We start from the raw sequence: 24,825 nt of genomic DNA, 5'->3' as shown, positions 1-24,825 counted from the left end.
GGAAAAACCCCCACGCTAAGACGATTTTCTATCAAAATTAATTCCTTACTAATACTAAACTTCATTTTGTTGCAAATCCAATTAATAATGTGTCTGTATTAAATTGATATATTAATAAATTTAAAAACGATCTTCTCTCTAAAAGATTCGTTTAAAAAGAAGATCGTTTTTCTAATTTTTGCATCATATTACAAAACAAATTAAAATGCGTAACTTTCTCGAATAACATTAGCGTATTAATTGAAGTATCTGACGTAAATAATTTCTTCGTATAATTAAGAAATAAATAATTTGTACACATATAAAACTTGTAAAGATAAGAATGGAATTTCCTGTAACAGATAAATCTATATACTTACGTTGAGCTAAATATTGTAATGCTACAAAGGCCACGCTACTATGAATAATAGCAATTACAATTGGCACAAAAAATAATATACTAATTTGTTGAGTTACAATTTTTTTTAACTCTTTTTGGGTTAATCCTACTTTAGAAAGCATTTCATACTGTTGTTTGTCTCGATCTAGATCTGTAAATAGACGGAAGTACAAAAAACTAATCGCAAACACAAAAAATACAATTCCTACTAATACACTAATAATAGAAAGAAGTCCATTCGTTTGTTTTCCTTCTAACCATTGTAAAAATAAGGATTCAAACTTATAAGGTGGATTTATTTTTTCGCTATCATAAGGGAACATCTTCATGAATTGTTTAGAGATATCTTCCGTTTCTGTCCAATTTTTAATTAAAAAACCATATTGTGTATATTGATTATGCTCCTGCTTTTGCAATGGTGGCGTATTGATAATTTTTTCGTAAACTGAGTCTGAGACAACAGAAATATAACCAAAGGAAGGACTCAGTATATTGTCCATTAATAATTTTTCACCTGAAACATTGATACGTGTATTCCCTTCCTGCAGTGTATAAGATGAAACTTCTTTTTGTAATTCATCTTGAGATTCTCCTCTAAGCCTACTTTTTGATGGAAGAATGAGGCTGTCTTGTTCATTCTGCAAAGTTTCAACAGGATACCCTAGTATTTTAGCGGATGCATTATAATCAGTAAGCCTCATAATATCTGCCGTATTTTCTGTTGTAAAAACAGTAGGAGAGATTAACTTATAGGAAAAGTCAGCATCATTTAATTGTTTTTTTATCTGAGCAATATGTGATGCTTCCTCTACATTTCCCTTATAGGATGTATAACTAAATGCGTAAGGAGTCTGAGATTGTGCGAATGCACTGCTTCCTACTGCAAGACAAACACCAATAGAAGTAAAAGCAACAGCAGAAAGAATACACACTAGAAATAGGGTTTTCGCATTATCTGTCATTCGATACGCTAACTCTGAAAGAGTTAACAGGTTGGTCTTTTTAAAGAACGTATGTTGACGCTTCTTCAATGTTTGGATGAGATAAAAGCTGAGTTGGGTAAATAAAAAGTATGTTCCTACTACAGTGAAAAAGACACAAGCTAACATAACATATACAAAACTATCTCCTTTCCATAACGCAGTATATAAATAAAATGCTGATGCATATCCTATACCAATAAAAAGAATAGAGAGTAAAGCTAGCCATTTAGATGACTTTGGTTCTGGTTTTGGTTTTTCTTCTGATTTCATGAGTTCGATAAGCTGAGATAATTTCATCATTCGCGTAGTGTACAAAGAAACAACTATGAATAGAATGAGGAACGAGAGACCTGTTATTAGAATTGCTTTGGATGGAAAATAAAATGGAAGACCACCTTTTAATGCCAAAAGGGAAGCGCTCAGTAACAAAACTAATTTTCCAAAGACAAGTCCAAGTCCAATACCAACAAGAATAGAGCAACACCCAATGAACATATTTTCAATAAAGATCAGTTTGTGTAATTGAGAGTTAGCCATACCATGGAGCATTAAAATTCCAAATTCCCGCTTTCTTGTTTTTAAAAACGCAGTGACAGAATATAAAATGAAGAAAAAGGAAAAAAATATAATCAAATATTGAGCAATCTTAAATCCATGTGTGCCCAAAGCACTCATGGTTGCACTTGTTGATGCAAGTTTCCCACTGAAATAAGGGTGAAATGCAAGTAACTCGAAAGTGAAAAAGATCATAACAGCAAATGTACTACTTAAAAAATGACCGATATATAATCGTTTATTACGAATGACGTTATTACATGCGAATTGACGAAAATTCATGTTGATTTCCTCCTAGTAAGGATAATACATCTATAATGTTTTGATAAAACATAGAACGATTATCACTACAATAAATTTCATTATATAATGTACCATCTTTAATAAAGACCACTCGATCGCAGTAACTCGCAGCCATTGGATCATGTGTTACTAGCATTATGGTTGCTTGTTGTTCCTTGTTTAATCTTGTTAATAGTCCCATTACATCACCAGCAGCTTTTGAATCTAAGTTCCCTGTCGGTTCATCTGCAAGAATTAATTGAGGAGAATGAATGAGTGCACGAGCAATCGCTGTTCGTTGAGCTTGTCCACCTGAAATTTCATATGTTCGTTTATTTAAAATTTTCCCAATACCTAATTGATTGGAAATGAATTCTACTCGTTTGTTCATTTCTTTCAGATTTACATTGTCTAATGTAAGTGGAAGAAGAATATTTTCTTTTACTGTTAAAGTATTCAAAAGGTTAAATGATTGAAAGATAAATCCTAATTCACGACGTCGAAAAAGCGCCAAGTCATGAGTGGACAAACGATAAGGGTTCTTGCCATTAATCAATACTTCTCCCGATGTTGGCGTATCAATAGTAGAAATCATATTGAGGAAAGTAGTTTTTCCACTTCCAGATGGCCCCATAATTCCTACAAACTCCCCCTTTTTTATTGTCAAATCAATATTTGAAAGTGCTTTATAGGATACTTTTCCTGCGTAGATTTTATTTAAGTCGCGGACCTGTAGTATGCCCATATGAGTATGTCTCTTTTCTTGTAGTTTATGTTAATGAGTGTACCTAAACTACAATACTTTTCATATTGAATTATCTTTCATTTTTCTTACATGCCTGAAATCCTTCTGAATATTTCGAAATAAAAGTCGTTTTAATATTCATATTTAAACAGGCTATCATTTTATATGAAATAACATCTATATATGTTTAAAAGAAACAAGAACTCTTGTTTAGCCTTCCCATACAACACAATATCATTTTTGTTGCATTAGAACAAAGATACCAATGAAAATGGACGTTAACGCAACACAATTGAAAGTAGCCATGGGCTATTTCAATCTTGGATTAGGTCCCTGATATTTCTTCAAATATCTTTCAAAAATAAAAACCAATTCCTTAACGTACAATTTTCCTTTTTTGATACGGAGACCCCTATTAGCAAAATACCTTTTTGTTAAACTGAAATCCGATAATGGAAATAAATTACAGACTATGACCCGAAATTACATGTATCTCGGCTGAACCCCATTTTTCCGTATCGGCCAAAACGAGAAAGCACCGGATTCCGTAAAATAAGCTCGAAACATCATAAGAGAGAAAGTGCAGGAGACTTTGGTGGAGATGGTATTATTGTCGACAACGATCCTGAGCAACAGGAAAAGTCCATTAAATATGGAGACCTGGTCTTAAAATGAAAAATAAGCTATTCTTTTTGTAGAAATATACAGAAAGAATAGCGTTTTCGGTATGAATTTATCGATTTCTGATGAATTACTATTGTTTTCTAAAGAATTACAGCAACATATGTCACCACATGCTTTGGGACAATTAGCTAGAAAAGTCGGATTTATTCAACGAAATAGTAAATATCATGCACAAGACTTATTAGCTTTAAACACTTACTTATTTTTGTTTAGTTTACATAACCTTTATTATAGGTAGTCATTAAAAATGAAAAAATATCATCTCAAAATTAAAAGTAATGTTATGTTATTGAGATATAAAATGAAAAATATTTATCGAGTTTAGATTTTTCATTTTATATGAGTTAATAAAGTACTCATGGTCGGATTATACCCGGTTTCACACATGTTTGCTCTTAGCTCCAGACCAGATTGTACACTACTAGTAATCAAATCAAAAAAACTCATATCTCAAAACGAAAAGTATTCTTAGTTATTGAGATATGAGATGGAATTTGATATTTTTTAATAAACTATGGTGTTTCATTATAAGATTGATGTATATAAGGTACAAGTAATTCTAACTGAGATACAACTTGATAATCTATATATGTTTCGTGCGTATAACCGGTTAAATCTCTCCCTTTACGCACAAATGATTTTCCAAATATCTTGTCTATAACTTCTTGCATTTCTAAACCCTTGTTACTTCCCTTTGGTCCAAAACGTAAAATTAGACATTGCCGATCTGTACATAACTTACCAAATCCAGCTCGACTTTTTTTTCGTTTATATGCAATCCCTCTCTTGGTTTGTGGTGGTTCAAAAACATCTTGGAAGGTATTCCATATATAGGTGTCAATCTCTTGTGCAATCCCTCTTGATAATAAGGGTAATTTCATAAAATGGTGTTGGTGTGTTATGCCACCTATTCCATTAATATCACAAAACTCATCAAACTGTTTAATCAGAAAATATGTTTTAGAATCTGGATTATATTGTTTAATAACATCATTAAAATACTTTCGAATTTTATTCCACGTAAGAATAATCGGCGGTTGTAAGTTTAATTGTTCTGATTTGAATTTATCATTATGGTGCATAAGTTGATTTTCACTTAATTTAGAGTCATAACCAATTTTAGTTTCAATTAGTATTGCAATATCATCGGATATAATGGCAGCGTCTGGTATACTCGTTTTCCTTTTGGGTTGTTTTTCAGGGGACAAAAAATTGTCTTCAGCAATGCCTAGTACAACTGCAATTTCAGATGTTTTATTTAATTTACTACCAATTTGCAAGCTATATGTATAAGGATTGATTGGATTGATTTCATAAAGTGGATTTACTAATTTTATAAACCCTGTTGTTACTGTTGACGAACTATGTTGTAAGACATTTATCAAAGCCTTTGTAACATTGTTTTCAAATTGTAAATCATGATCATTTTGTTTACTGTTTCCTTTATAATAATGAAAAATATTATTATACACTTGATTCATCCTCATAGTCTCCTTTCTTTTTGATATTGGAAATTGTTTAGAAATGCTTTCAGGAAGTTGATTTTCAGTTATATTCTTCTTTTAATACTATGGTAACTAAAAATATAAAAAGACGCTACACAAAGCGCCTATAATAAAAGTATTTTAGTCTTAAAGAATTACAGTAAATGTTTTATTGTGTAAAAAATAAGAGAAATTATTGTACTGGACCTAATAATCCCATAATTTCTTCAGCTTTAGGATTTTGGATGCTATAGTAAATTTCTAACCCCTGACGATTTCCTTTTAGAATCTTCCCTCTCATTTTAGATAGGTGTTGTGAAACTGTTGATTGTGGAATGTTTAAAATTTCGGTCATTTGGGTTACATTTAGTGTTTTATGTTTAGAAAGCTCACTGATCAGTTTTAAACGCATTGGGTGTGCCATAACTTTTAAAAGCTCTACATCCTCTTCTAAAATCGTGTTATCTACATTATGGTTCGTAAATCTTGTCATAGTTTTTTCTCTCCCTTATTTGTTTTCTCTAATTAAGTGTAACTTCCGTATTACATAATATTAGTATGTTTGAATATTTTATACTAATTTAACTAGTTAAAGTATACAATTTTAGTTTGTGTATGTAGTGGAGTTAATGTGTGGTTTGTATGAAGTTTCAAATTATGAATTTGCCTTTTGAACACATATTTAAAGTAAAATAACCCCTCTCAAGATTTTGAATGGGGTTATTTTTATCTATTCTATAGCTACTTAGCAAGTACGGACTTGGAAATTTTTTAAGCCTCTTGTTGTCTTAGGGATTCTAAGGTATTTTCTAGCCTGCTACATCTTTGTAAACCGAAAGCATTCCATAACACATCTAGTGGGAATTGTAATATGTCATTTAGATGGGACTGTATATCCTCCATATATTCATTCTTAATTATAAACTCAGGTAAATTAATATAGTGTTGCGTTATCTTTTCTGGAGAAATATCTACTCCCGTATGAAGTTTATAAGACTTTATATTGTAAAATGATAAAAATCCATATATATCTGTGTTAATACCAACGCTTTTATAAAACTCAATAAACCTTGGTATAGATTGAATTAACTCCAGTATTATTTCAGAGCCACGTATATTATCTACATCGTGTGAATGTAAAGTAATGGATCTATTTGTTACTATTTCCAATATACCGTTCCTAAAAATTTGATTATAGGTAGGACTTGTACCTTCAGAGGCACTATAGTACATATATCCATCCAAATTATACCTATAATCATATTTGCGAGCAAAAATTGGAGAAAGTAACCCACTTGAATCCTCAACTCTTTGTAAATCTATATTTGTTGTAGCAGTAAACGACTGCCTTGGAATTAAATGTAGTGACAAAAAAGGACCTTCCATTGGGAGTGTATTCTCTTTAGTTAGTATTTGTAGATTACGCTCTTTAGGAAATGAACGGATTTTATTTGTTATTTCTTCATTAGAGAGAAAGCTATTTTGTATACCAGGTATATCTAAACCGACATTACTAGTATTTACCCTAGTGAAAAATCGATATGTAAAATCTCCAACTTTTACTGCATGAGGACCTGCCCAGCTTTTAGGAATATCAATGCATAAAACATACTTATTTTCTTGACCAATAGGAATTGGATTAAATTTAAAATCATATAAAGCAGGTTCAATATTTGTGCGGATTACGCTAGTTGCTTGTTGTAAAAATGTATCAATATTAGGAATCTCAACTCCCACAATATTAGGTTGGCTGTCCTCAATTTCTTCTATTCCATATATTAATGTACCACCCTCAGTATTTGCAAAAGCTACAATATCTTTACAGAATTCTCTTTTGTAATCTCCCCTTAAGTTGGTTGGAATATCCCTTTTATAGTCTAAAAGTCTATTCTCCATTACACCATCAGCCACTAAATTCTGTATGTCTTCCAATGTTACTTGATTTATTGGTTTTCCAAAATACATGTTTACTCCTCCTGTACCATAATTTTTAGATTTCTAATATAATAATCTATCTATATTTTATAATATTCTTATATATTTCCACAAATTATAAAATATTAATTCACAGCTACTATTCATATAAAAATGAAAAAAACCTATTAATACATAGGCTCTTTTTTTATCTTGTATTTGGTGAATTGATCCTGGTGTTTTTTTCCTCTGCTATCATGTTATAATATTCAGCGCATAATTCAAAGTGCTTAACTTACTTGAATATTTATATTCTTCAAGTAAACATTATTGTATATGTATGATGTCCTTAAAATTAATTGTAATTTTATTACGATATGGATCTGTACATGTTATAGATTGCTTTAAAGAGTTCATATTAACTACTGTCATATAGCATGTAAGCAGCCGACCATCTTCAAAGTATGTAAGTAATATTTCTGATTCTGATGTGTAAGAGTCTATGATTTTTTTCTCTATAATTTCCTGTTCTTCCGGAGTTAATGTGGGACGTTTAATTTTTGTTTGTTCTTCTATAAGCTTGTTAATTCCAATAAATTGTTCAGGTAACGCCGCAAATGCCCGCCACTTGATCATGGTTCGTCCTTTAGGTATCTTTGAATTCATCATGCTTTATGGCCCCCCAGTAGTGAATTTCGATATCTAGCCGTAGCCGAGTTTGTATATGATATTCCCCTTAGTATACTGTTTTTTCCGAAGCGATCTCTAATTTCATCCATTGCTTTTGTTAGTTTAACTTCTTTTTCACGTTGTATAATGTTATCAAATAATGAAATCTGCTCCTCTCCCTCATTTAGTAAATTGGATAGTGAAATACTAACTGATCGAATTGGCTCTCCAGTATACATTTCGTGTAAATAGTATTTACAGATGTTATATATATCCATGGTCAAATTAGTTGCTCTATTCATTGTATGCCTTTTTCGTATGCCTCCTCCATATTCTGCGCTGTATCCTACTGAAAACTGTATTGTTTGAGCAAGTTTGTTTTGTCTGCGGAGACGATAACAAACTTCTTCAATATGTTCCAGTAATATAATTAAGAATTCGTCTATATTATAATTACGTAATAGGATTTGGCTTTTACCAACTGAAGTCGTTGCAGGTACATATTTCTCAGATATCCGACTAAAATCTATGCCATTACTATGTAAATGATACTCTTCCCCGATTTTGCCAAATGATTTTTTTAGATAATGAAGAGGATAGTTTGCTAAATCACCGATTGTATATATCCCCTTTTGATTTAATTTAGCTTCTGTTTTATGTGAAATTCCCCAAAATTTACTTAAAGGACGTATAGGCCATAGCTTAGTTGGAATATCCTCGTACTCCCATTGTGCAATGCCATTTTCATTTTTCTTCGACTCCAGGTCAAGTGCTAGCTTACTCATGAGTATGTTTGGTCCTATACCGATTGTAGATTCTAGTCTTGTTTTACTATATATTTCTTTTTGAAAGTTAACAGCAAATTCATAAGGCGTTGAGGCAAATAAATGTAGAGATGAATCGAGCTCTATTGCAAATTCATCGATGCTGTATTGAAAAAAGTCCTCAGGTGCTACATATTGTAACGCTAAACTGGTTATGTAATTAGAACATTTAATATAGGTTTCCATATTAGGGTTAACAACTATAATATCTGACCTTTTAGGCAACTCCCAGCTCCTTGCCATTTTTTTGACCCCTAATGCTTTTAATGGAGGAGTTGCCGCAAGTACAATTGAACCACTCCGATTTACATCTCCCACTACAGCAAGTTTTGTATATCGAGGGTCTAATCCTCTTTTAACGCAACTAACTGATGCGTAAAAACTCTTGAGATCAACGAAACAAATTTTGCGATTCGGTAAAAGGGAATAGTCATACATAATTAATACATCTCCTTTAAGAGAACGTTTGTTCTGAGTTTATTATATACGAACTAACGTTCTTTTAAAAGGTGATTTTTCAGTTTAGGATAAATAAATATAGATTTAAAATAAGATTATATTGTTCTAAAAAGACCTGGTTATGTAGTACGGAAACGATTCTGGGGATTAAGGACCACTATGGGACTGAAATTACAAATAAAAAAAGAACTTTATTCGAGTTCTTTTAAATAATGGGGCTGGATGGTCTACCTAACACCTGTAATTTGGCATATTTCTTCATCGTAACTCCCCTTTTCCCTTTTAATCCATTAATACTTATAGTTATATGCATACCGCAAATATTGTAGCGTGAATATATGGCCAAGCAAGATTTTATATGAGAAAACGTCACTTTATATACTATATCCTATAAGAAATCACAATGTGCGATCCAATCATTTGTTTTACTATTTTTAGCAAAATAAATTCCGCCACCATGAATAATCTTTAAATGTGCTTTTGGGTCATCTGTTATTTGAAAAATAAATTCATAATCCGCGGGCCATTGGATACCGGATTGGGCAAAGCAAGCATAGCCACCTAATTTATGTATATAATGATTTTCTTCAAAAATATCCTCGTAATAGTCAATCTCAATTGTATTTTCAAGTTCTAAAATTTTATCCTGTATGTTGTTGGGGAAATCTTCCGTATCCCATTGTGGAAATTCATTAACTACTAACTTTGGTATTAAGGGGAAAGGTTTTAGAGCTGGAAACGTAAGTGACATTTCATTCGGTACTAGTTCTTCTATAGAATCATATTCTCTAATACAAAAATTTCCTGATAAGTTGGATAAGTCTTTTGCAAAGTTTGGAGAAAGAAACACTGCGATGGCTTTCGTGCCCTTTACTGCTTCAGGTACAAAAGGTATTTGAGTTAAATTAAGCATCATGATCGCATACATCTTTTCTTGATAGCGGTCGATTGGGTAAGTTTCATTTGGTAACGAATAGGGAATCTTTCCAATCCAACTTTCATTTATAGATAAATCAGGTCTTTTTCCTCCTGTTTGAAAGAGAGTTGCTTTTTTTCTTAGGATATTCTTTATTTGGACTATTTCCAAAGTATTTCTCCTCCTAAATTTGTATTTTATTTTCTCTGTATTTCAATCAATAAGTATATTGTATCAATAATGTGTGTTTTTTGTTATAACGATTCTTTTGAAAGGTGCTGTTAGCGGTAATTTCATGTATCTTTTTGTGGTTTTACTGTCAATTTAAAACAAATTTGTAATGTTGTAAGTCCTTTCTATTTGCAAAAACTATGTGATATATTTTTAACATATAGAGCGAAATATATCACGTAGGAGGATTTTATGAAAAATAAAATGGCTTATTTAGGATTTATCGGTTTTTTAGGGTTTTTGGCACCTTTCTCATTTTTAGGTGATATTACGTGGGCAGGTCTCCTATTCAATTTCTTTTTCTTCTTTGCATATGCAAAAGTGGTACCAGATGAGCTTTTTATACTACATGTTCGCATCTCAGCTACAAGAGCTTTTTTCGTAGCATTGGTGCTAGGTATCATACTAGTTTTGAGTATATTTATTTTTGAAAATCTACATATAATTCGTTTCCTTGTTATTATTTCAGTTTTTGCACCATTAGGTACCTTCTTAATTAACTTAGAAATATTTGAGCGTAGGGAAAAGAAAGGAATGCAAGATGCTACTTAAGACTCGAATGAAAGAATATAGAGTAAAGTTAAATATGTCTCAGGAAGATTTAGCTAATAAGGTTGGGGTTAGAAGAGAAACAATTGGCAATCTCGAAAACGGAAAATATAACCCTTCATTCAAACTTACTTATGATATTGCAAAAGTTTTAGAAACGCCTATCGAGACTCTGTTTTGGTTTGAAGAATAGAATAATTCTAGTACAAGTAAGTCAACTTTTGTAATTAATATATTCATGTGTTTTGATCAATTTTTCATAAAATCTACAATCAGAATTTAAAAATTGGAATCTATTTTGATTAATTTTTTTCAAAATAGATTCTTTTTAGTGTTAATTCAATACGGATTTTCAAAGCATTTAGGGGCACGCCACATCGCTATCAAGCTGACAAAACAAAATATCCCCTAAAACGAAAAAGAGATGAAGAAAATAATAAAAAGCTTATCATTATGTACTAAAAGATAAGCTTTTTTGTCTATACTTATTAAATTTTATTGGATTTATTCCATGCTAATAGAGTAATAAAATATTGAATACCAAACAAAATAGTAACAAGTATAATAAACTTTATACATACTAAGATCCATCCAACAATATCTTGAGGTAATTGATTATGATATGTAGTGTAGGCTACACCAGAAAAAGATAAAATAAGAGTATAAGATAATTTAGCTTTTAATTTTTGTTTTAATTTTTCCTTGTTATCGATTTCTGGTTCGTAAACACCAGCTAAAATGGATCTAATAAAGAAGAATACCATATAACAGATAATGATACAAAGAGCTGTAGCCCATTCTAGAAACGGTCTTTGTAAGTATACGCCCCTTATTATTAAATCTAAGAAGGCTAGCAATAAAACCACAATTCCAGATTGAGCCCAAATTTTCATTTCGATTTGTTGAATTCTTTCATCCGAATGTGTACTGAGTGAAAACAAATTTTTAAATTTTTCCATTCTATTTTTCCTCCCAAAATAATTCATCTAAAGTTTTATCCAGTGATTTAGCTATATCAATACAAAGCTTTAAAGATGGATTGTATTTATTAAGTTCAATAAGGCCAATGGTTTGTCGGGTAACATTTACAAGTCCAGCTAATTCTTGTTGAGTTAGCCCCTTTTCTGTTCTTGCTATTTTTATTTTGCTTACTGACATTAAATACACCCCGTTTGTAAAGGAAATCCTTATATTTCTTATCTTATATTCTATATATTAAATTATAAATAAAATAAATGCAATATATATTTTACATAAAGTTTTATATAGATTGCATTTATTCTTTCTTTTTCCATTTCTATTATTTTTGTCTCTAAAACTATCTCACAAAGTTAAAAAACAAATTATGATTCTGGTACTGCGCATATTTATGGGAGCTTTGTAACACCTATTACATCAGTTTATAAGCCAGGAATATTTGTAGATGTTATGAAAATTGATAAACATAATTATTATGGTGGCAGCTTTAAAATTAAAAAATAATGAAAGTTAATTTCACTAATGATAATATTTTTGATATGATCAATGTATAATAAAAACATAACTCATGTAATAGTCTAGGCGGTATACTTGACCAACGGCCGCTTAGCTAATGAGTTATACCCCTTAGAAAAGGTACCTTGCAGCAGGGGTACCTTTTCTTTTATTTTCACTGGTAAATTATTTTAAATAGAAGTTATATAGCTAAAAAGTATAATGATTAAATTATAATTGAAGTGAAGCATGTATCCCATATGAATATTTTTAAATATTAGAAAGAAAATCATTTGAGCGATAGCTGGTATCCCAATGATAATTAAACATTGTACCCAATTATAGTTATACGTAGAGAGATGGAGTAACCCAAATGGGGTACGGAAACGATTCAAGGTATGAGGGGCCACTCTGGAGAAATATTCAAATTGATATGATAAATATAAACAAGAAACCTATCTGCGGATAGGTTTTTATTTTACAATTAAGATGGTTGAATATTGAAACATATATAGATTCTAGGGGGATTAGTTATGCCTAGTATTCAAGATACGATATATCCAAGAATCAAACATAATCTAAGTACAGAAGATTTAAGGAGTGTATATACACCAACCAGAAGTGAAATAGAATGGACAAGTATGAAAACAAAAGGAACATTACAGCAACTAGCATTACTAATTTTGCTAAAGACTGTACAAAATCTTGGCTTTTTTACACGTATTTCAGATATACCACCAATTATAATTAAACACATTGCTCAGTCCGCTCAATTACCTATCCCTATTGAAACCGAATGGGAAGCATACAGTAAAACACGTACTATAAAAAGGCATTATCATTTTATAAGACAATATCTAAAAATTCAACAATTCGATCATAATGCTCGTCAAATCATGCTTGATACAATGAAACATGTAGCCGGAAGCAAAGATGATCCAGCCGATTTAATTAATGCAGCTATTGAAGAGTTAATACATCAAAGATATGAATTACCTGTTTATAACACTTTTAAAGAAGCGGCTAATGAAATAAGACGCAAATCGTATCGTTTAATTTATGAGCAAGTATATGAATCCTTACATGAGCAACAAATACGACAAATAGATTGTTTATTCCAAACAGAACCTGACACCTTTTATAGCCCTTGGAATCGTCTCAAAGAAGACGCCAAACGTGCCTCCTTATTTCATTTAAAAGAGTTAATCCTGCATTACGATTGGTTAATACATCAAAAAATACCTATTTACCTTCTTGAAAGCTTTTCTTCAACCAAAATACAACAAATGGCTACTGAAGCTAAAACATTAGATGCTTATCGTATGTCAGAAATAGAAAAGAAGAAAAGATATACGTTAGCCATCTCTTTGATTTCTGTACAAACATCAAGAATACTAGATAATATTGGTGAAATGCTGATAAAACGTATGATGAGTATCCATAAAAAAGGACGTGAATTTTTACAGAATTATAAAAAACAGACACAAAAACGAACGGATTCTTTAGTAGCCACTTTACAGCATGTACTTATGGCCTACCAAACGGAAGGAATACCTGAAGAACGTTTACAAGCTATCCAACAAGTACTTGGAGATAAAGAAGATCAAGTATTACAAGATTGCGAAGATCATCTAGCACTTAGTGGGGATAATTACTATTTATTTTTACATAAATTCTTTAAAAGTCATCGCTCTACACTATTTAAAATTTTAGAGGTATTTCCTTTACGATCAACAAATCAGGATTCATCTATAGTAGAAGCCATTCAGTTTCTATTATCTCATCAACATACTAGAAAAGAATGGATATCGGTTGCTCATATAAAAAAGATTGGACTGTGGAAAAGAGAAGTGACACCTCTTCTGAACTTGTCTTGGATACCTGATGGTTGGTGGAGATGGTTAAGCCCTAAAAAGAAAAGAGAAGTTGTTCCGGAGGAACTGAATCGTCGGCATTTTGAAGTATGTATATTTTCACAAATTATGTTGGGTTTGAAATCTGGAGACTTATATATTGAAGGAAGTGAAAAATATGCAGATTATCGAAAACAACTGATTTCATGGGAAGAATATGAAGAGAACCTTGAAGAATTTTGTAATCAATTAAACTTACCTAGTTTAGGTTCAGATTTCACAAAAAAGATACATGATGACCTTCAACAAGTTTGTCATAATACCAACAAATCTTTCCCGCATAATCAACAAATTCGAATTGAAAAAGGGGAAGTAGTAATTGGAAAACTAAAAAAGAAGAGGGTTCCTCCTGAATTAAAAGAGCTTGAAAATTATATTATGTATAATTTAGAACCGATTAACGTTCTAGATATGTTAGCAGACACTGAATATTGGCTCAATTGGACACGTTTCTTTGGACCTATTTCAGGATATGAGGGCAAATTAGAAAATCATGTTGAACGTTATGTAACAAATACATTCTGCTACGGATGTAACTTAGGTCCTACTCAAACAGCTCGTTCAATACAAGAAATAGATCGAAAGCAAATTGCTTGGATTAATCAAAGACATGTAACAGTTGAAGATTTAGACAAAGCAATTCGATATATTATTAATGCTTATAATCGTTTTGAGCTTCCAAAATATTGGGGAGATGGAAAAAGTGCATCAGCAGACGGAACGATATGGGATGTCTATGAACAAAATCTTTTATCTGAAAATCATATTAGATATGGAGGTTATGGAGGTATTGGATATTATCATGTTTCCGACACATATATTGCTTTATTTAGTAATTTTATTCCTTGTGGCGTTTGGGAAGGAATACATATATTAGATATTTTGATGAATGAAAAGGTAGATATTCAACCGGAAATTCTACATTCGGATACCCAAGGACAAAGCACCACGGTCTTTGGTTTAGCTACTTTATTAGGTATTCAGTTAATGCCTCGCATTCGCAATTGGAAACAATTAAAATTATTTCGTCCCAATACACAAGACAATTATGAACATATTGATGAACTATTTTCAGGGGAAATCAATTGGAGTATGATTGAAAATCACTACCCAGATATGCTTAGGATTGCGATGTCCATCAAAGCTGGTAAAATTACTCCATCTACTATATTGAATACACTAGGCACATATAGTAAGAGAAATAAATTATATCAGGCATTTTGTGAATTAGGCAGAGCTATTAGGACGATGTTTTTGTTACAATTCATGTCTAATGAAGAATTACGACGTACCATTCAATCTGCAACAAATAAATCTGAAGCCTTTAATGGATTTACAAAGTGGCTCTTTTTTGGGGGAGAAGGAATTATTTCTGAAAATGATCGTGAGAAACAGAAAAAAATTATTAAATATAACCACTTAGTTGCTAACTGCCTTATTTTTTATAACGTATTTTCCATGTCTAAACTACTTCACGAGTACGAGAAACAACAAGAGGGATTTAATAAAGAGTTGATTTGTTATTTAAGTCCTTACACGACAGCGCACGTAAATCGCTTTGGAAAGTATCATATTGATTCAAATCGTGAACCTGACAAACTACCGTTTGATCTTTCTGTATCTTCCAAAGACATGGTATTTCCTTAAAAAGGGTATAATAAAAAACCGTAGGAATAAATTGTTCCTACGGTTTTAAAATTAAAAGTATTAAATAATCAAGTTAAACCTGAACAAAACTAGATATATTAATTTGAGAGCCCAATAAAGATGCTTCTTCTGGAAAGAAATATCTTCAACAACCCTATCTAGTATTAATTAATATTTTTTAACAACGAAATATCACAATATTTTAGAGTAAATGAATTTAGAAAAGAAAGTACTTCTTCCGTTACAATAAAATCTCCTCTAGTTGTTAAACAAAATTGATGCCCTGACCACTCGCTATAATTTCCATTTTCATGGTTTACTGTACCTAAAGGAATAAGCCTCCAGAAATTCGACAATTCTTTATCGGGATATAATTCTAGAAACTCCTCAGAAAGACTAATTAAGCATTCTTACAATTTAAATTCTTTCAATTCGCTAGATAATAATGCGTTTTTCAATTTCTCGGTAACAATAAAACAAGGTGTTTATTTAAATGTTACGTACAAAAAAACGTAGAAATATTTAATTCCTAAGTTTTTTATAAGTAAATGAATTCATTCATTTACTATTACAATTCCTCAAATTCATCAATTTCAGCTTTATGCTTTAAAAATAGTTCCATATCTTTATTTTCTCTTTCTATTAATCCAAGAGCATGTGTATCATCCAAAGCTAACTCTTTATATCCCCATATATAATCTATATATGTATTTTTAACATGTCTGTGATCTGCACAGTACCATTCTAAAGGTTGTAGGGCATCGGATATTTTAAATAATTCTGCTGGATACCATGATGGCATATTTTCACGTTCTCCTAAAATTAAATATGTCAACTCACCACTTTGTAACTTGCATATGCCATAAACAATATACTCCTTTTTAATAACTAAATTGAATATTTCCTCTGTTGCCTTTGTTAGATAATCTCCAGTGTTGTACAAACAAGTTACTTTCATAATAAACGCCCCTTATTTATTTTTTATCTTTAAATTTAAAATCATTAAATTCACCAGTTTTTGTATTTTTAACATAATGTATTTCCACACCATTTACATTATGGGCCATTTTGACCCATCCGTCTTCCTTAGGCCATCTAGGATCTGTCATAGTTACCCGTATTTCCTAATACTTTCAGGTGATTAAATTCTTACTTAACACTAAACAAACGTAGGAATCAATAATCCTACGTTTGTTTATAAAAAACTATTTATTTAATAATATTTTTTACGTCTCCAATACGTATATCACCATCATGATGATACTCAATAACAAACCCTATATCTGGTGAGTATATCCATGTATCAAAACTAACAGCTGTAACATCATATATTACTTCCAAAACTTGATGCAATTCTGTCTTGATTACTGGTAATGTCGCGTCATCCCAAATAAGATATACCCTATGAGAATATGTTCCAAAACAATTCTGTAAATATGCTTTTATTTCATCCTCATTATATAACTCAACATATTTTTGAATATTTTCCCAATCAATTCTTCCCCAAAATGTGATAGGAAATGTATTTTCAAATTTTCTTATTATTGTTCTTCCTTGTTTTTCTTCTAAAATCTCAATATTTACTCCTAATGCCTCTATACATTCTTCTAATAATGTTGCCATTTTATCACCTGATTAATTATTTAAATGTTTTAATAATGCTTTAAAAGTTTCTTCATTTCCTTCAAAAGGAATTGCATATTTTATTGCTTGCTCTTTTTTTCCATTTCTAAAATCTTCTACATTGATATGCATTCCTTTATTAGGATCATAGTCTAAACGCCATCTAGCTTTATTATCGGCTGTTTTTCTACCAACAATTTTACCATAACCAGCGCTTTTTTCCATTGTTCCTATAAATGGTTGTGAATCAGCCCCTAAATCTCCCAATAAACTCATTGCTTTATTTCTTGCTTGTTCATATGTTTGAACCTTATCCAGAACAATCTCTCCAGAACGACCACCTTTAGCAGCTGCTTCTAGTGCTTTTCCTTTCTTTTCAAGATCGCCAATCTTCCCTACAACTTTACCAACAACTCGTGTTGTACCACCAGATACGACGGCCAATGTACCCCATGCATAATCATCTGGACCGTATTTTTGACCTGTTACTAAGTCTTCACCTTTGATAAGTTGTCCAATTTCTTTTCCTGTACCAATTATTGGTGTAATACCCAATACGAATGATAAATCCCCATCATTCGCACGATTATAAATACGAGATGGATCTCCACCCAAATCATACAATGCACTACTTAAATCAATATTACCAATATTTCTAGCTGCAGCAGATACATCAACTTTATGACTTGCTATTTTATTAGCTGAGTCCATAAATGTATTTGCAAGATCTATTCCCATATTGAAATCAGTGAAGAATCCTGGGACTTTCGCATCTAATGCTTGTAAGTCTTTTGCAATGACTGGAGCGTTTTTTCTAGTTACTTGTACAAGTTCCTCCATCCCAGGTTTCGCCTCATCTATGGAATGTTTCCAGCGAATGGAACTATTTACGACTGGCCCTAAGTCTTTAACTACACCCGAAAGCCCTTCAGCTAACTTACGATGATTTTTTTCGATTTCAACTGTTGCATCAGCGACATCTTTTAAAAAGTCTGACCATTTACCAGAAACTACATCTAATGCTTTGTAGTAATCCGCATAGGCTTGATAAAGCTCTCCATAGTTTTGGAGTATAGTAGTATATACATCAGCACTAAATCCCATCCACTCTTTTCCATACGCTAGAACATCATCTCTCGTATTTCCAAGCAGTTTAAATAGCTCTTTTCTTTGAGTGACCGTTAAATTTTTAATGTCACCTTTCATTGCATTCACTAATTCTTGCATTTTATCATGTGATTCTTTCATCAATTGCATTTTATACTGTGCATCTTGCTTTGCATTGTTTATGTTACTAGAAATACTTTCCCAGGTCTCTGCATCATCTAACAAACGCTGTTCTTCTTCTTCTAAAATTTTAATCGTGTTATTTATGAATGGTTCGTCACTTTTTAAATAATCTAAAACACCTTCAAATATTTTTATTTTTCCATCAAGCAAAGTAAGTGGACTTTTAGCCTCCTGATCAAAGATAATAGCATCATGAATACGCACATATCCTTTTTCACCTTGGTAATTAACCTCATACCAAGAACCGACTTTCCCCACTACTTCTATCACTTCACCCTTATTCACACTTTTTGCACGTAATGCTTTTTTCAAGTCTGGCTCAGGATATACTTTTTTAACAAGGGATTCTAATGTAACCCACCCTTTAATCATTTCTCCGTCTTGATTAAAAGAGAATTTCTTGTCTTTATATGTAAAATCTCCTGTTTGTAATGCACCTGAAGGCTGTAGTAAATACCAATTAAACTCTTGTTTCATCCAACCATTTCTGGATTCATGAGAAGCATCAAAATAATACGGTTTCCCATCAACATGTGTAAATCCTGATTGTACAGGACCTAACGGACCAAAGTAATAGATTTTTCCATCAATATGTTGGATTCCAGTTTGTACCACGCCATCGGTTCCCAAATAATAATCGTATCCATTTGTATGTACCCATCCAGTTTGCATAAAACCATCGGTACCAAAATAATAACGTTTTCCATCAATTGATTGAAAACCTGTTATTCTTTGCCCATCTTTTTTATAATACGTCCATTTTCCTTCTTCTTGTACCCATCCTTGTTTATTATCTAAATAGAGTGCTTCTTTTAATTGATCAATCCATTGTAATCCATTCGCAAGAAGAGTTAAATCACTATCTAATTGTTTATCAAATTTCTTGTGAATATTAGGAGGAAAGTACTTTTCAGGATCTTTATGATACTCCGTTATCATAAAATGAGACAAATTCGTTGCTTCTTTTGCTACATCCCATGAACGAACTGGTGATTCACCAATTACAACAGACTCCAGTACTCGAACATATCCAATTTCTCCTTGGTATTTTACCTGATACCATAAACCTTGCTTGGATATGACCTCTAAAACATCTCCATCCTTTACAGTCTTAGATTTAAATAGAAATTTTGTTTCTGGCTTTGGATAGATTCTTTTAACAGCAGAACGTAGAGTAATCCATCCCTTTTCCATATCCCCGTACTTATTAATTTCAAATGGTTTTCCTTGATAGGTAAATGTTCCTGTCACATACTTCCCATCTTTTAAATAGCTCCATGAAGTTGCAGAAAAACTCCATCCAGTCTTTAGTTTACCAGGTTCACTATAATATAAAGTATCTTTCCCTACCTGCTTTCTTCCTTGAAATAGCCTTCCATCTTTAAAAAAGGAGTACTCTATTCCATCTAACGTAATGTTATCTCTTTGCTTACTCCCATCTTTGTTGTAATAGTACCAATTCTCCTTTTCCTTCACCCAGCCAACTGATTCATCATTTTGCATATCTGTTACTTTCATAATCGTCCTATATAAGAACATAGAAAATTGCTCTCTAGTAACAATGCCATTTGGATTAAAATTGCCGTCACCTGTACCACTTGTTATGTTGTTACCGGCTAATATTTTGACATATTCGTTGGCCCAGTGACCTTTCATATCCGTAAATTCAACATTTCCTTGCGGCTTTAAATCAAATGTTTTGACAAGCACAGTTGCCATTTCGGCACGTGTCATATTATTTTTTGGATTGAATTTTTTTTCAGCATTTACACTGAAAATGCCACGTGCTGTTAGTGCCAAAATTTCCTTTTTGAAATTGCTGTCGCCAATATCAACAAATGGATTATTTGTACTATCTTGCGGTTTTAAGTATCGATACAAGAAAGCAGCGAGATGTTCGCGAGTAATAGGATCGGCTGCACCGAAATACCCATTTCCGTATCCTGTTATAATCTTATTCTCCACCATATACATCATTTCTTTATACGCCCAGTGAGTTTTAGGAACATCAATAAAAGATGATGAATTCACTTGACCATTTTGTTCTGCATACGCTGTTCCTACTGTACTGAATAACAAAATACATACCATAAAACTTAAAAATAATTTCTTAATTGTATTCATAATAGCTCCTATTCAATTGTTAAAAATATAATTGCAAAATCAGCACTTATTTTATCCTTCATTTACGGCATTTTATATAATTATCAAATTTCTATTCATACTGATATTTCGCATAAGGACAACCTAAGTCATTCTGTCTAAACAATAATTAATTCATAAGATGTTTCATTTTTTAAATGTAGTAGTCCGTTTATAGAACCTTCTTAATATACAGTAAAACCAAGTTTTTCAATTTGAAAATCCCTTAGTGTAAAATTCGCATTATGTTGACAATATCCATAATAATACCAATCTCCTTTCTCTTTGACGCGGCCTATTTGATTTAAAACTTCGTCTTCCTCTGTAAACATTGGTGCATAGGTAGAAAATAATTAAAATAATGATAATATACGTCCTATGATTTTCTTCATACTTGCATCTCCTTATCAATTCGTAAAAAACCTTTTAATTATATATTAGGTTTAATTTCTATTAAAATAAAAAAATATAAATATGCATAATTGCATATTCACCTTCTCAATAGAGTGTACCCTATTGAGAAGAAATCCTTTCCTTGATATTATTAGTCTCAGAGACTCTCAATAACACTTATCAAAAATACAATTGAAATGAGGAGAAAAATGGTTTATGGGTACGCTCGTGTCAGTGCACAAGATCAAAATCTAGATACACAGATTGAACAGCTCATGAAATATGGAGTAGATGAAATTATTAAAGAAAAAATAAGTGGAGTAACCAAACAAAAGCCAGAGTTAGACTCTATACTTTCAAAACTAACTACTGAGGATACTTTAGTCGTAACTAGAATGGATCGTTTAGGTCGAAATACCATTCAGCTTTTACAATTAGTAGAACAACTTCGGGAAAAGGATGTTCACTTTGCGATTTTAAATTTAGGAATAGATACGAGAACGCCAACAGGAAAATTCTTTTTAACTGTCATGGCTGCCTTTAGTGAACTTGATCGAGAAATGATTAAAGAAAAGCAACGTACGGGAATAAAGTTAGCGAAACAAAAAGGAGTGTATAGAGGAAGATTGAAGAAATATACGGATAAGCACCCAGGTATGAATCATGCGATTGAATTGCGCAAGCATACCAATAAAACTGTTAAAGAAATATGCCAAATTACTGGTGTGAGTCAGGCCGCTCTGTATCGTAGATTAAAAGAACTTGAATAAAGTTCTTTTTTGATTTGTAATTAAATCCCAGAGTGGCCCCTCATACCGAGAATCGTTTCCGTACCCCAAATGAGCTTCCAGACAATATTAAAGAGGCTGTAATTGAAGATATGGGGCTTATTATGAAGGAGCGTATGATCTTATGCCAAAAGAACAATATAGATACAAACATAATGTTCTCTCCGATTAATTGAATTGTAATCCCAGGTGTTTTGTGAAGCATATTAGTAATCACTTCATTCTCAATGGGATTAGATGCTCCTCTGAATGTTGTAAAAGATATTAGTACGGCTAAAAATAACAACATAATAGCATAAATAATGAAAGCAAAGAAAAAAGAAATTTTTAGTTGCTGGAAAGTGATTTTTTTAGAAAACAAAAACCATTGATCCCTCATTATAAATAGGAAAACTAATGAAATAGGAAAAGAAAAATAAACAGATTTAATTATGTATTGCATCAGTATATCTAATTCATTTATATAATTAAGCATGAATGATGGAAAAGGTATGTAAACAGTAATAATACAAAATATGATAAGTATTAGAATGTGCAGATATGTTTTGGTTTGTACTAAGCAATCTAAATATGTGTTGGCAGCACTTAATGCGTTTATGGTCTGCTTAAACTCTTTACAAACTGCGTTCATAACACTCCTCCATTTTTATAAAAGTATATGTATTTAATCCATCATCTTATATGCCATTCTTCCCTAATTGTGTTAAATGTAATCTCACATCTACACACATTATTAAATTTCACGTACCGTATTTATTAATTATATTTAAAATATAGTCACCAAGGGGATTTCTATGCCAAAAGAACAAGCATCCCTCTGGATGCTTACCTTACCCTATTTATTAAATACATTTTCATCATGATGATATAAAGGAATACTTCTAAAGGATAAATTAAGAACTTTTCTTCATCCTCTTTTCAACCCAATATGTTTCCTGGTTCCCTTTAATTGACTCTAAATAAATTGATTTTGTTGTAAAATATATAAATTGCTCTTCAGTGTATTTAGCCATATTTTTCACTTCCTTTTTCCCTGCACTTTAACGAAGCTTATTATTTATAGTACTCACGTAACCCTATTAAGCTAACAATACCGGTTGAGCTCAAAATAAAAATGAATTTCATCAATATAAAAATATCTGTATTAATTTTGCTCCACTAGGCGTACCACCAACATTTTAACGAAAATATACGTTAAGCAAAAATATAATAAGCTGTCCAAATGGACAGCTTATTTATATAAAATTCGTTATTGGAAGTTGATTAATATCAGTTCATTTGTTTTTCGAAAGGAGTTATTTTGTTCGTTCAAAGATAATATCAAAGTAATTCGCGTACCCCATAGTTGGTGGCGCAAATAGTTGATTTTATAGGGGGGAAACCTGTAACTAAAGCCTAATATAGGTGTTTTTGTTTAAATTTTGCTTAATTCTCACCGGTAATTAACTAAAAATTAAAAAATTGTTATATTATGAATTTAATTTAAAATTAGGAGTGATTAAATTGTCAGATATGATAAACCTCGTTCTTTTCATCATTATAGCGATTAGTACTGTTTTTTATTTAAGGTGTCCCGCCAGCATTTCGGAAAAAACCCACGCTAAGAGTATGCAAGAATTTACGCGAAAAATAGGGAGACATCGGGAACTATAGGGAAGTCAAAAGGCGCCCCAGAATAGGAATGTATATAAAGATGCATAGAGTCATATAAAAAGAAAAAGACAAATCCCTTGTGAGAGTAAGGGGACGTCTTTCTCTTTGCTACTAATAATAGGAAGTTATGTTAACCTAGCGTGAATATGATATACAGCCTACTTGTCATGTTTGCTGCATTCATAATTAATATCCGGCAAAGGCAAACTAACCTAAAAAGCCTTTGGAGGAACTTATGAGACAATTTATCGTGATATTAGTAATGTGCATGACCATTGTTTTAAGCCCACATCAAGCACATGCAGGTGCGTCAGCATCCCTACCATGTAGTGTTATACTAAATCCACTCAACAAAGCAGACAAGAATGCCAAAGGGGTTGCCTTGGTCTATAAGGTAAAGTTAACAGCAAGTTTTCCACGAACAAACATAAGTATTTTGGGTGTACACCTACCTGACCCAAGCACTTTGGGTAATTATGATACATACGAAGGTTTTGCCTTCATTCCAGAAGAAATTAGTTGGCGACTCAAACTCTACCCTTCTGAAGAAGAAGATGGTCCTACTTGGGCGGGGAGAATTGATATTATTACAGCAGAAATGAAAGGGGTACAGATTCAAGTACGCCCATCAAATTCCAAGACCGAGAAATTAGGATTACCTGTTTTAACAAATAGTATCAAAGCCTGTAAATGAAGAGCAATCCATACAACTTCCAATAACGAATTTCACGTCAACTAGCCTCTCTTGTGGGAGGCTGTTTTTCTGCTTAGCGTGTTTTTTTCCGAAATGTTGGCGGTACCCCTGGAATGATTCAAGACCATCTATACATTCTTTATCAAGCTATAAAGCAAAACACCCGAGAAATAAAAAAATTTAATCCGCCTGTTCGATCTTCTACAGAAGAACGGACGGAAATCTCACAAATATGAGAAGAAAACTGTCTTTGATATTATGGGTGTTGTGTATGAGTATAGTGAATTGAGGAAACAAAAGAAAATTGTATAATTAAAAAAGTGAGACCCGTTAGGGTTTATTTGGTATGTACATTTTTAAGAATATATTTTTATTTTAACAATATTTTAACCCGACTGAACAAGAGTTCAATTTGTTTACACTCTTAATTTGATGAGCATGTGGTGCTATCCCAAAGTCAAAATAGAGAAATAAATGCAATTTTATAAATCAACGCTTGTTTCCTTGGAATTTTTTTATTGTTAATATTAAGCAG

General features: G+C 31.9%; 21 protein-coding genes and 4 pseudogenes. 8 read left to right on the top strand and 17 right to left on the bottom strand.

The annotated features are described in order from the left end of the window. Positions 1-228: 228 nt before the first annotated feature. Both MKY38_RS27755 and MKY38_RS27750 read right to left on the bottom strand, forming a co-directional pair. Positions 229-2,199: an ABC transporter permease gene (locus tag MKY38_RS27755; RefSeq protein WP_341050753.1), complete on the bottom strand. Its 1,971-nt coding sequence runs from the start codon at positions 2,197-2,199 to the stop codon at positions 229-231. Continuing rightward, positions 2,174-2,944, bottom strand: a complete 771-nt coding sequence (locus tag MKY38_RS27750; RefSeq protein WP_341050750.1) for an ABC transporter ATP-binding protein — start codon at positions 2,942-2,944, stop codon at positions 2,174-2,176. The genes MKY38_RS27755 and MKY38_RS27750 overlap by 26 nt, the downstream gene beginning before the upstream one ends. Before the next feature lie 727 nt (positions 2,945-3,671). On the opposite strand from MKY38_RS27750, the pseudogene MKY38_RS27745 reads away from it, so the two are divergent. Next, positions 3,672-3,830: pseudogene (locus tag MKY38_RS27745) on the top strand (IS4 family transposase); the annotation flags it as partial. 310 nt (positions 3,831-4,140) lie between these two features. On the opposite strand, the gene MKY38_RS27740 reads toward MKY38_RS27745, so the two are convergent. From MKY38_RS27740 to MKY38_RS27715, 6 genes are all read right to left on the bottom strand, one after another. Next, the gene (locus tag MKY38_RS27740) at positions 4,141-5,109 is read right to left on the bottom strand and encodes a hypothetical protein (protein WP_341050747.1); all 969 of its coding nucleotides are present in this window, start codon (positions 5,107-5,109) and stop codon (positions 4,141-4,143) included. A gap of 196 nt (positions 5,110-5,305) precedes the next feature. Beyond that, positions 5,306-5,605, bottom strand: a complete 300-nt coding sequence (locus MKY38_RS27735) for an ArsR/SmtB family transcription factor (RefSeq protein ID WP_053446200.1) — start codon at positions 5,603-5,605, stop codon at positions 5,306-5,308. A gap of 278 nt (positions 5,606-5,883) precedes the next feature. After that, complete coding sequence (locus tag MKY38_RS27730) at positions 5,884-7,077, bottom strand: AlbA family DNA-binding domain-containing protein (RefSeq protein WP_262937039.1); 1,194 nt, start codon at positions 7,075-7,077, stop codon at positions 5,884-5,886. A 276-nt stretch (positions 7,078-7,353) separates the two neighbouring features. Then, positions 7,354-7,695: a YolD-like family protein gene (locus MKY38_RS27725; protein WP_142327312.1), complete on the bottom strand. Its 342-nt coding sequence runs from the start codon at positions 7,693-7,695 to the stop codon at positions 7,354-7,356. After that, the gene (locus MKY38_RS27720) at positions 7,692-8,957 is read right to left on the bottom strand and encodes a Y-family DNA polymerase (RefSeq protein ID WP_262937040.1); all 1,266 of its coding nucleotides are present in this window, start codon (positions 8,955-8,957) and stop codon (positions 7,692-7,694) included. The genes MKY38_RS27725 and MKY38_RS27720 overlap by 4 nt, the downstream gene beginning before the upstream one ends. A 409-nt stretch (positions 8,958-9,366) precedes the next feature. Then, positions 9,367-10,065 carry a DUF1963 domain-containing protein gene (locus MKY38_RS27715; RefSeq protein ID WP_065212463.1) on the bottom strand — a complete coding sequence of 233 codons (699 nt, stop codon included), beginning with the start codon at positions 10,063-10,065 and terminating at the stop codon, positions 9,367-9,369. A gap of 252 nt (positions 10,066-10,317) precedes the next feature. Between MKY38_RS27715 and MKY38_RS27710 the strand changes: the two genes are divergently transcribed. Together MKY38_RS27710 and MKY38_RS27705 are read left to right on the top strand one after the other, a co-directional pair. Continuing rightward, positions 10,318-10,677: a DUF3796 domain-containing protein gene (locus MKY38_RS27710; RefSeq protein WP_000791799.1), complete on the top strand. Its 360-nt coding sequence runs from the start codon at positions 10,318-10,320 to the stop codon at positions 10,675-10,677. Continuing rightward, on the top strand, positions 10,667-10,867 hold the full coding sequence (locus MKY38_RS27705; RefSeq protein ID WP_341050733.1) for a helix-turn-helix transcriptional regulator: 201 nt from the start codon (positions 10,667-10,669) through the stop codon (positions 10,865-10,867). Before MKY38_RS27710 ends, MKY38_RS27705 begins: the two co-directional genes overlap by 11 nt. A 295-nt stretch (positions 10,868-11,162) precedes the next feature. Here MKY38_RS27705 and MKY38_RS27700 read toward each other — a convergent pair whose 3' ends face one another. Then, positions 11,163-11,633: a DUF6773 family protein gene (locus tag MKY38_RS27700; protein WP_341050731.1), complete on the bottom strand. Its 471-nt coding sequence runs from the start codon at positions 11,631-11,633 to the stop codon at positions 11,163-11,165. A 1-nt stretch (position 11,634) separates the two neighbouring features. Beyond that, on the bottom strand, positions 11,635-11,832 hold the full coding sequence (locus tag MKY38_RS27695; protein WP_000116560.1) for a helix-turn-helix transcriptional regulator: 198 nt from the start codon (positions 11,830-11,832) through the stop codon (positions 11,635-11,637). A 189-nt stretch (positions 11,833-12,021) separates the two neighbouring features. Between MKY38_RS27695 and MKY38_RS27690 the strand changes: the two are divergent. Further along, positions 12,022-12,156 (top strand): annotated as a pseudogene (locus tag MKY38_RS27690) (DUF5065 family protein); the annotation flags it as partial. 182 nt (positions 12,157-12,338) lie between these two features. Here the strand turns inward: MKY38_RS27690 and MKY38_RS27685 are convergent. Next, a pseudogene (locus MKY38_RS27685) lies at positions 12,339-12,521 on the bottom strand (hypothetical protein); the annotation flags it as partial. Positions 12,522-12,680: 159 nt separating this feature from the next. Between MKY38_RS27685 and MKY38_RS27680 the strand changes: the two are divergent. Beyond that, the gene (locus MKY38_RS27680; RefSeq protein WP_262937043.1) at positions 12,681-15,707 is read left to right on the top strand and encodes a Tn3 family transposase; all 3,027 of its coding nucleotides are present in this window, start codon (positions 12,681-12,683) and stop codon (positions 15,705-15,707) included. Between the two features lie 568 nt (positions 15,708-16,275). On the opposite strand, the gene MKY38_RS27675 is transcribed toward MKY38_RS27680, so the two are convergent. The 5 genes from MKY38_RS27675 to MKY38_RS27655 form a co-directional block, all read right to left on the bottom strand. Continuing rightward, positions 16,276-16,665 (bottom strand): hypothetical protein, encoded by a 390-nt coding sequence (locus tag MKY38_RS27675; protein WP_047956798.1) that lies wholly within the window; start codon positions 16,663-16,665, stop codon positions 16,276-16,278. 16 nt (positions 16,666-16,681) lie between these two features. Then, positions 16,682-16,816, bottom strand: coding sequence for a hypothetical protein (locus MKY38_RS27670; RefSeq protein ID WP_047956799.1), 135 nt, complete (start codon positions 16,814-16,816; stop codon positions 16,682-16,684). Between the two features lie 100 nt (positions 16,817-16,916). Continuing rightward, positions 16,917-17,330, bottom strand: coding sequence for a CDI toxin immunity protein (locus MKY38_RS27665; RefSeq protein WP_047956800.1), 414 nt, complete (start codon positions 17,328-17,330; stop codon positions 16,917-16,919). Between the two features lie 12 nt (positions 17,331-17,342). After that, entirely contained in the window at positions 17,343-20,744 is a 3,402-nt protein-coding gene (locus MKY38_RS27660) for an S-layer homology domain-containing protein (RefSeq protein WP_047956801.1), read from the bottom strand. 203 nt (positions 20,745-20,947) lie between these two features. Beyond that, positions 20,948-21,094: a hypothetical protein gene (locus MKY38_RS27655; RefSeq protein ID WP_341050720.1), complete on the bottom strand. Its 147-nt coding sequence runs from the start codon at positions 21,092-21,094 to the stop codon at positions 20,948-20,950. 270 nt (positions 21,095-21,364) lie between these two features. Between MKY38_RS27655 and MKY38_RS27650 the strand changes: the two genes are divergently transcribed. After that, on the top strand, positions 21,365-21,925 hold the full coding sequence (locus MKY38_RS27650; protein WP_047956802.1) for a recombinase family protein: 561 nt from the start codon (positions 21,365-21,367) through the stop codon (positions 21,923-21,925). A 40-nt stretch (positions 21,926-21,965) separates the two neighbouring features. Here the strand turns inward: MKY38_RS27650 and MKY38_RS27645 are convergent, their stop codons facing one another. Beyond that, entirely contained in the window at positions 21,966-22,574 is a 609-nt protein-coding gene (locus MKY38_RS27645; protein WP_445286089.1) for a hypothetical protein, read from the bottom strand. 1,257 nt (positions 22,575-23,831) lie between these two features. Here MKY38_RS27645 and MKY38_RS27640 point away from each other — a divergent pair. Together MKY38_RS27640 and MKY38_RS27635 are read left to right on the top strand one after the other, a co-directional pair. Further along, on the top strand, positions 23,832-24,290 hold the full coding sequence (locus tag MKY38_RS27640) for a hypothetical protein (protein WP_098272901.1): 459 nt from the start codon (positions 23,832-23,834) through the stop codon (positions 24,288-24,290). Positions 24,291-24,400: 110 nt separating this feature from the next. Further along, a pseudogene (locus MKY38_RS27635) lies at positions 24,401-24,602 on the top strand (IS4 family transposase); the annotation flags it as partial. Between the last annotated feature and the right edge of the window lie 223 nt (positions 24,603-24,825).

The sequence above is a fragment of the Bacillus sp. FSL R5-0585 genome (assembly GCF_038004545.1).
Lineage (GTDB): Bacteria > Bacillota > Bacilli > Bacillales > Bacillaceae_G > Bacillus_A > Bacillus_A cereus.
This window is presented reverse-complemented; position numbering and strand designations above follow the sequence as displayed.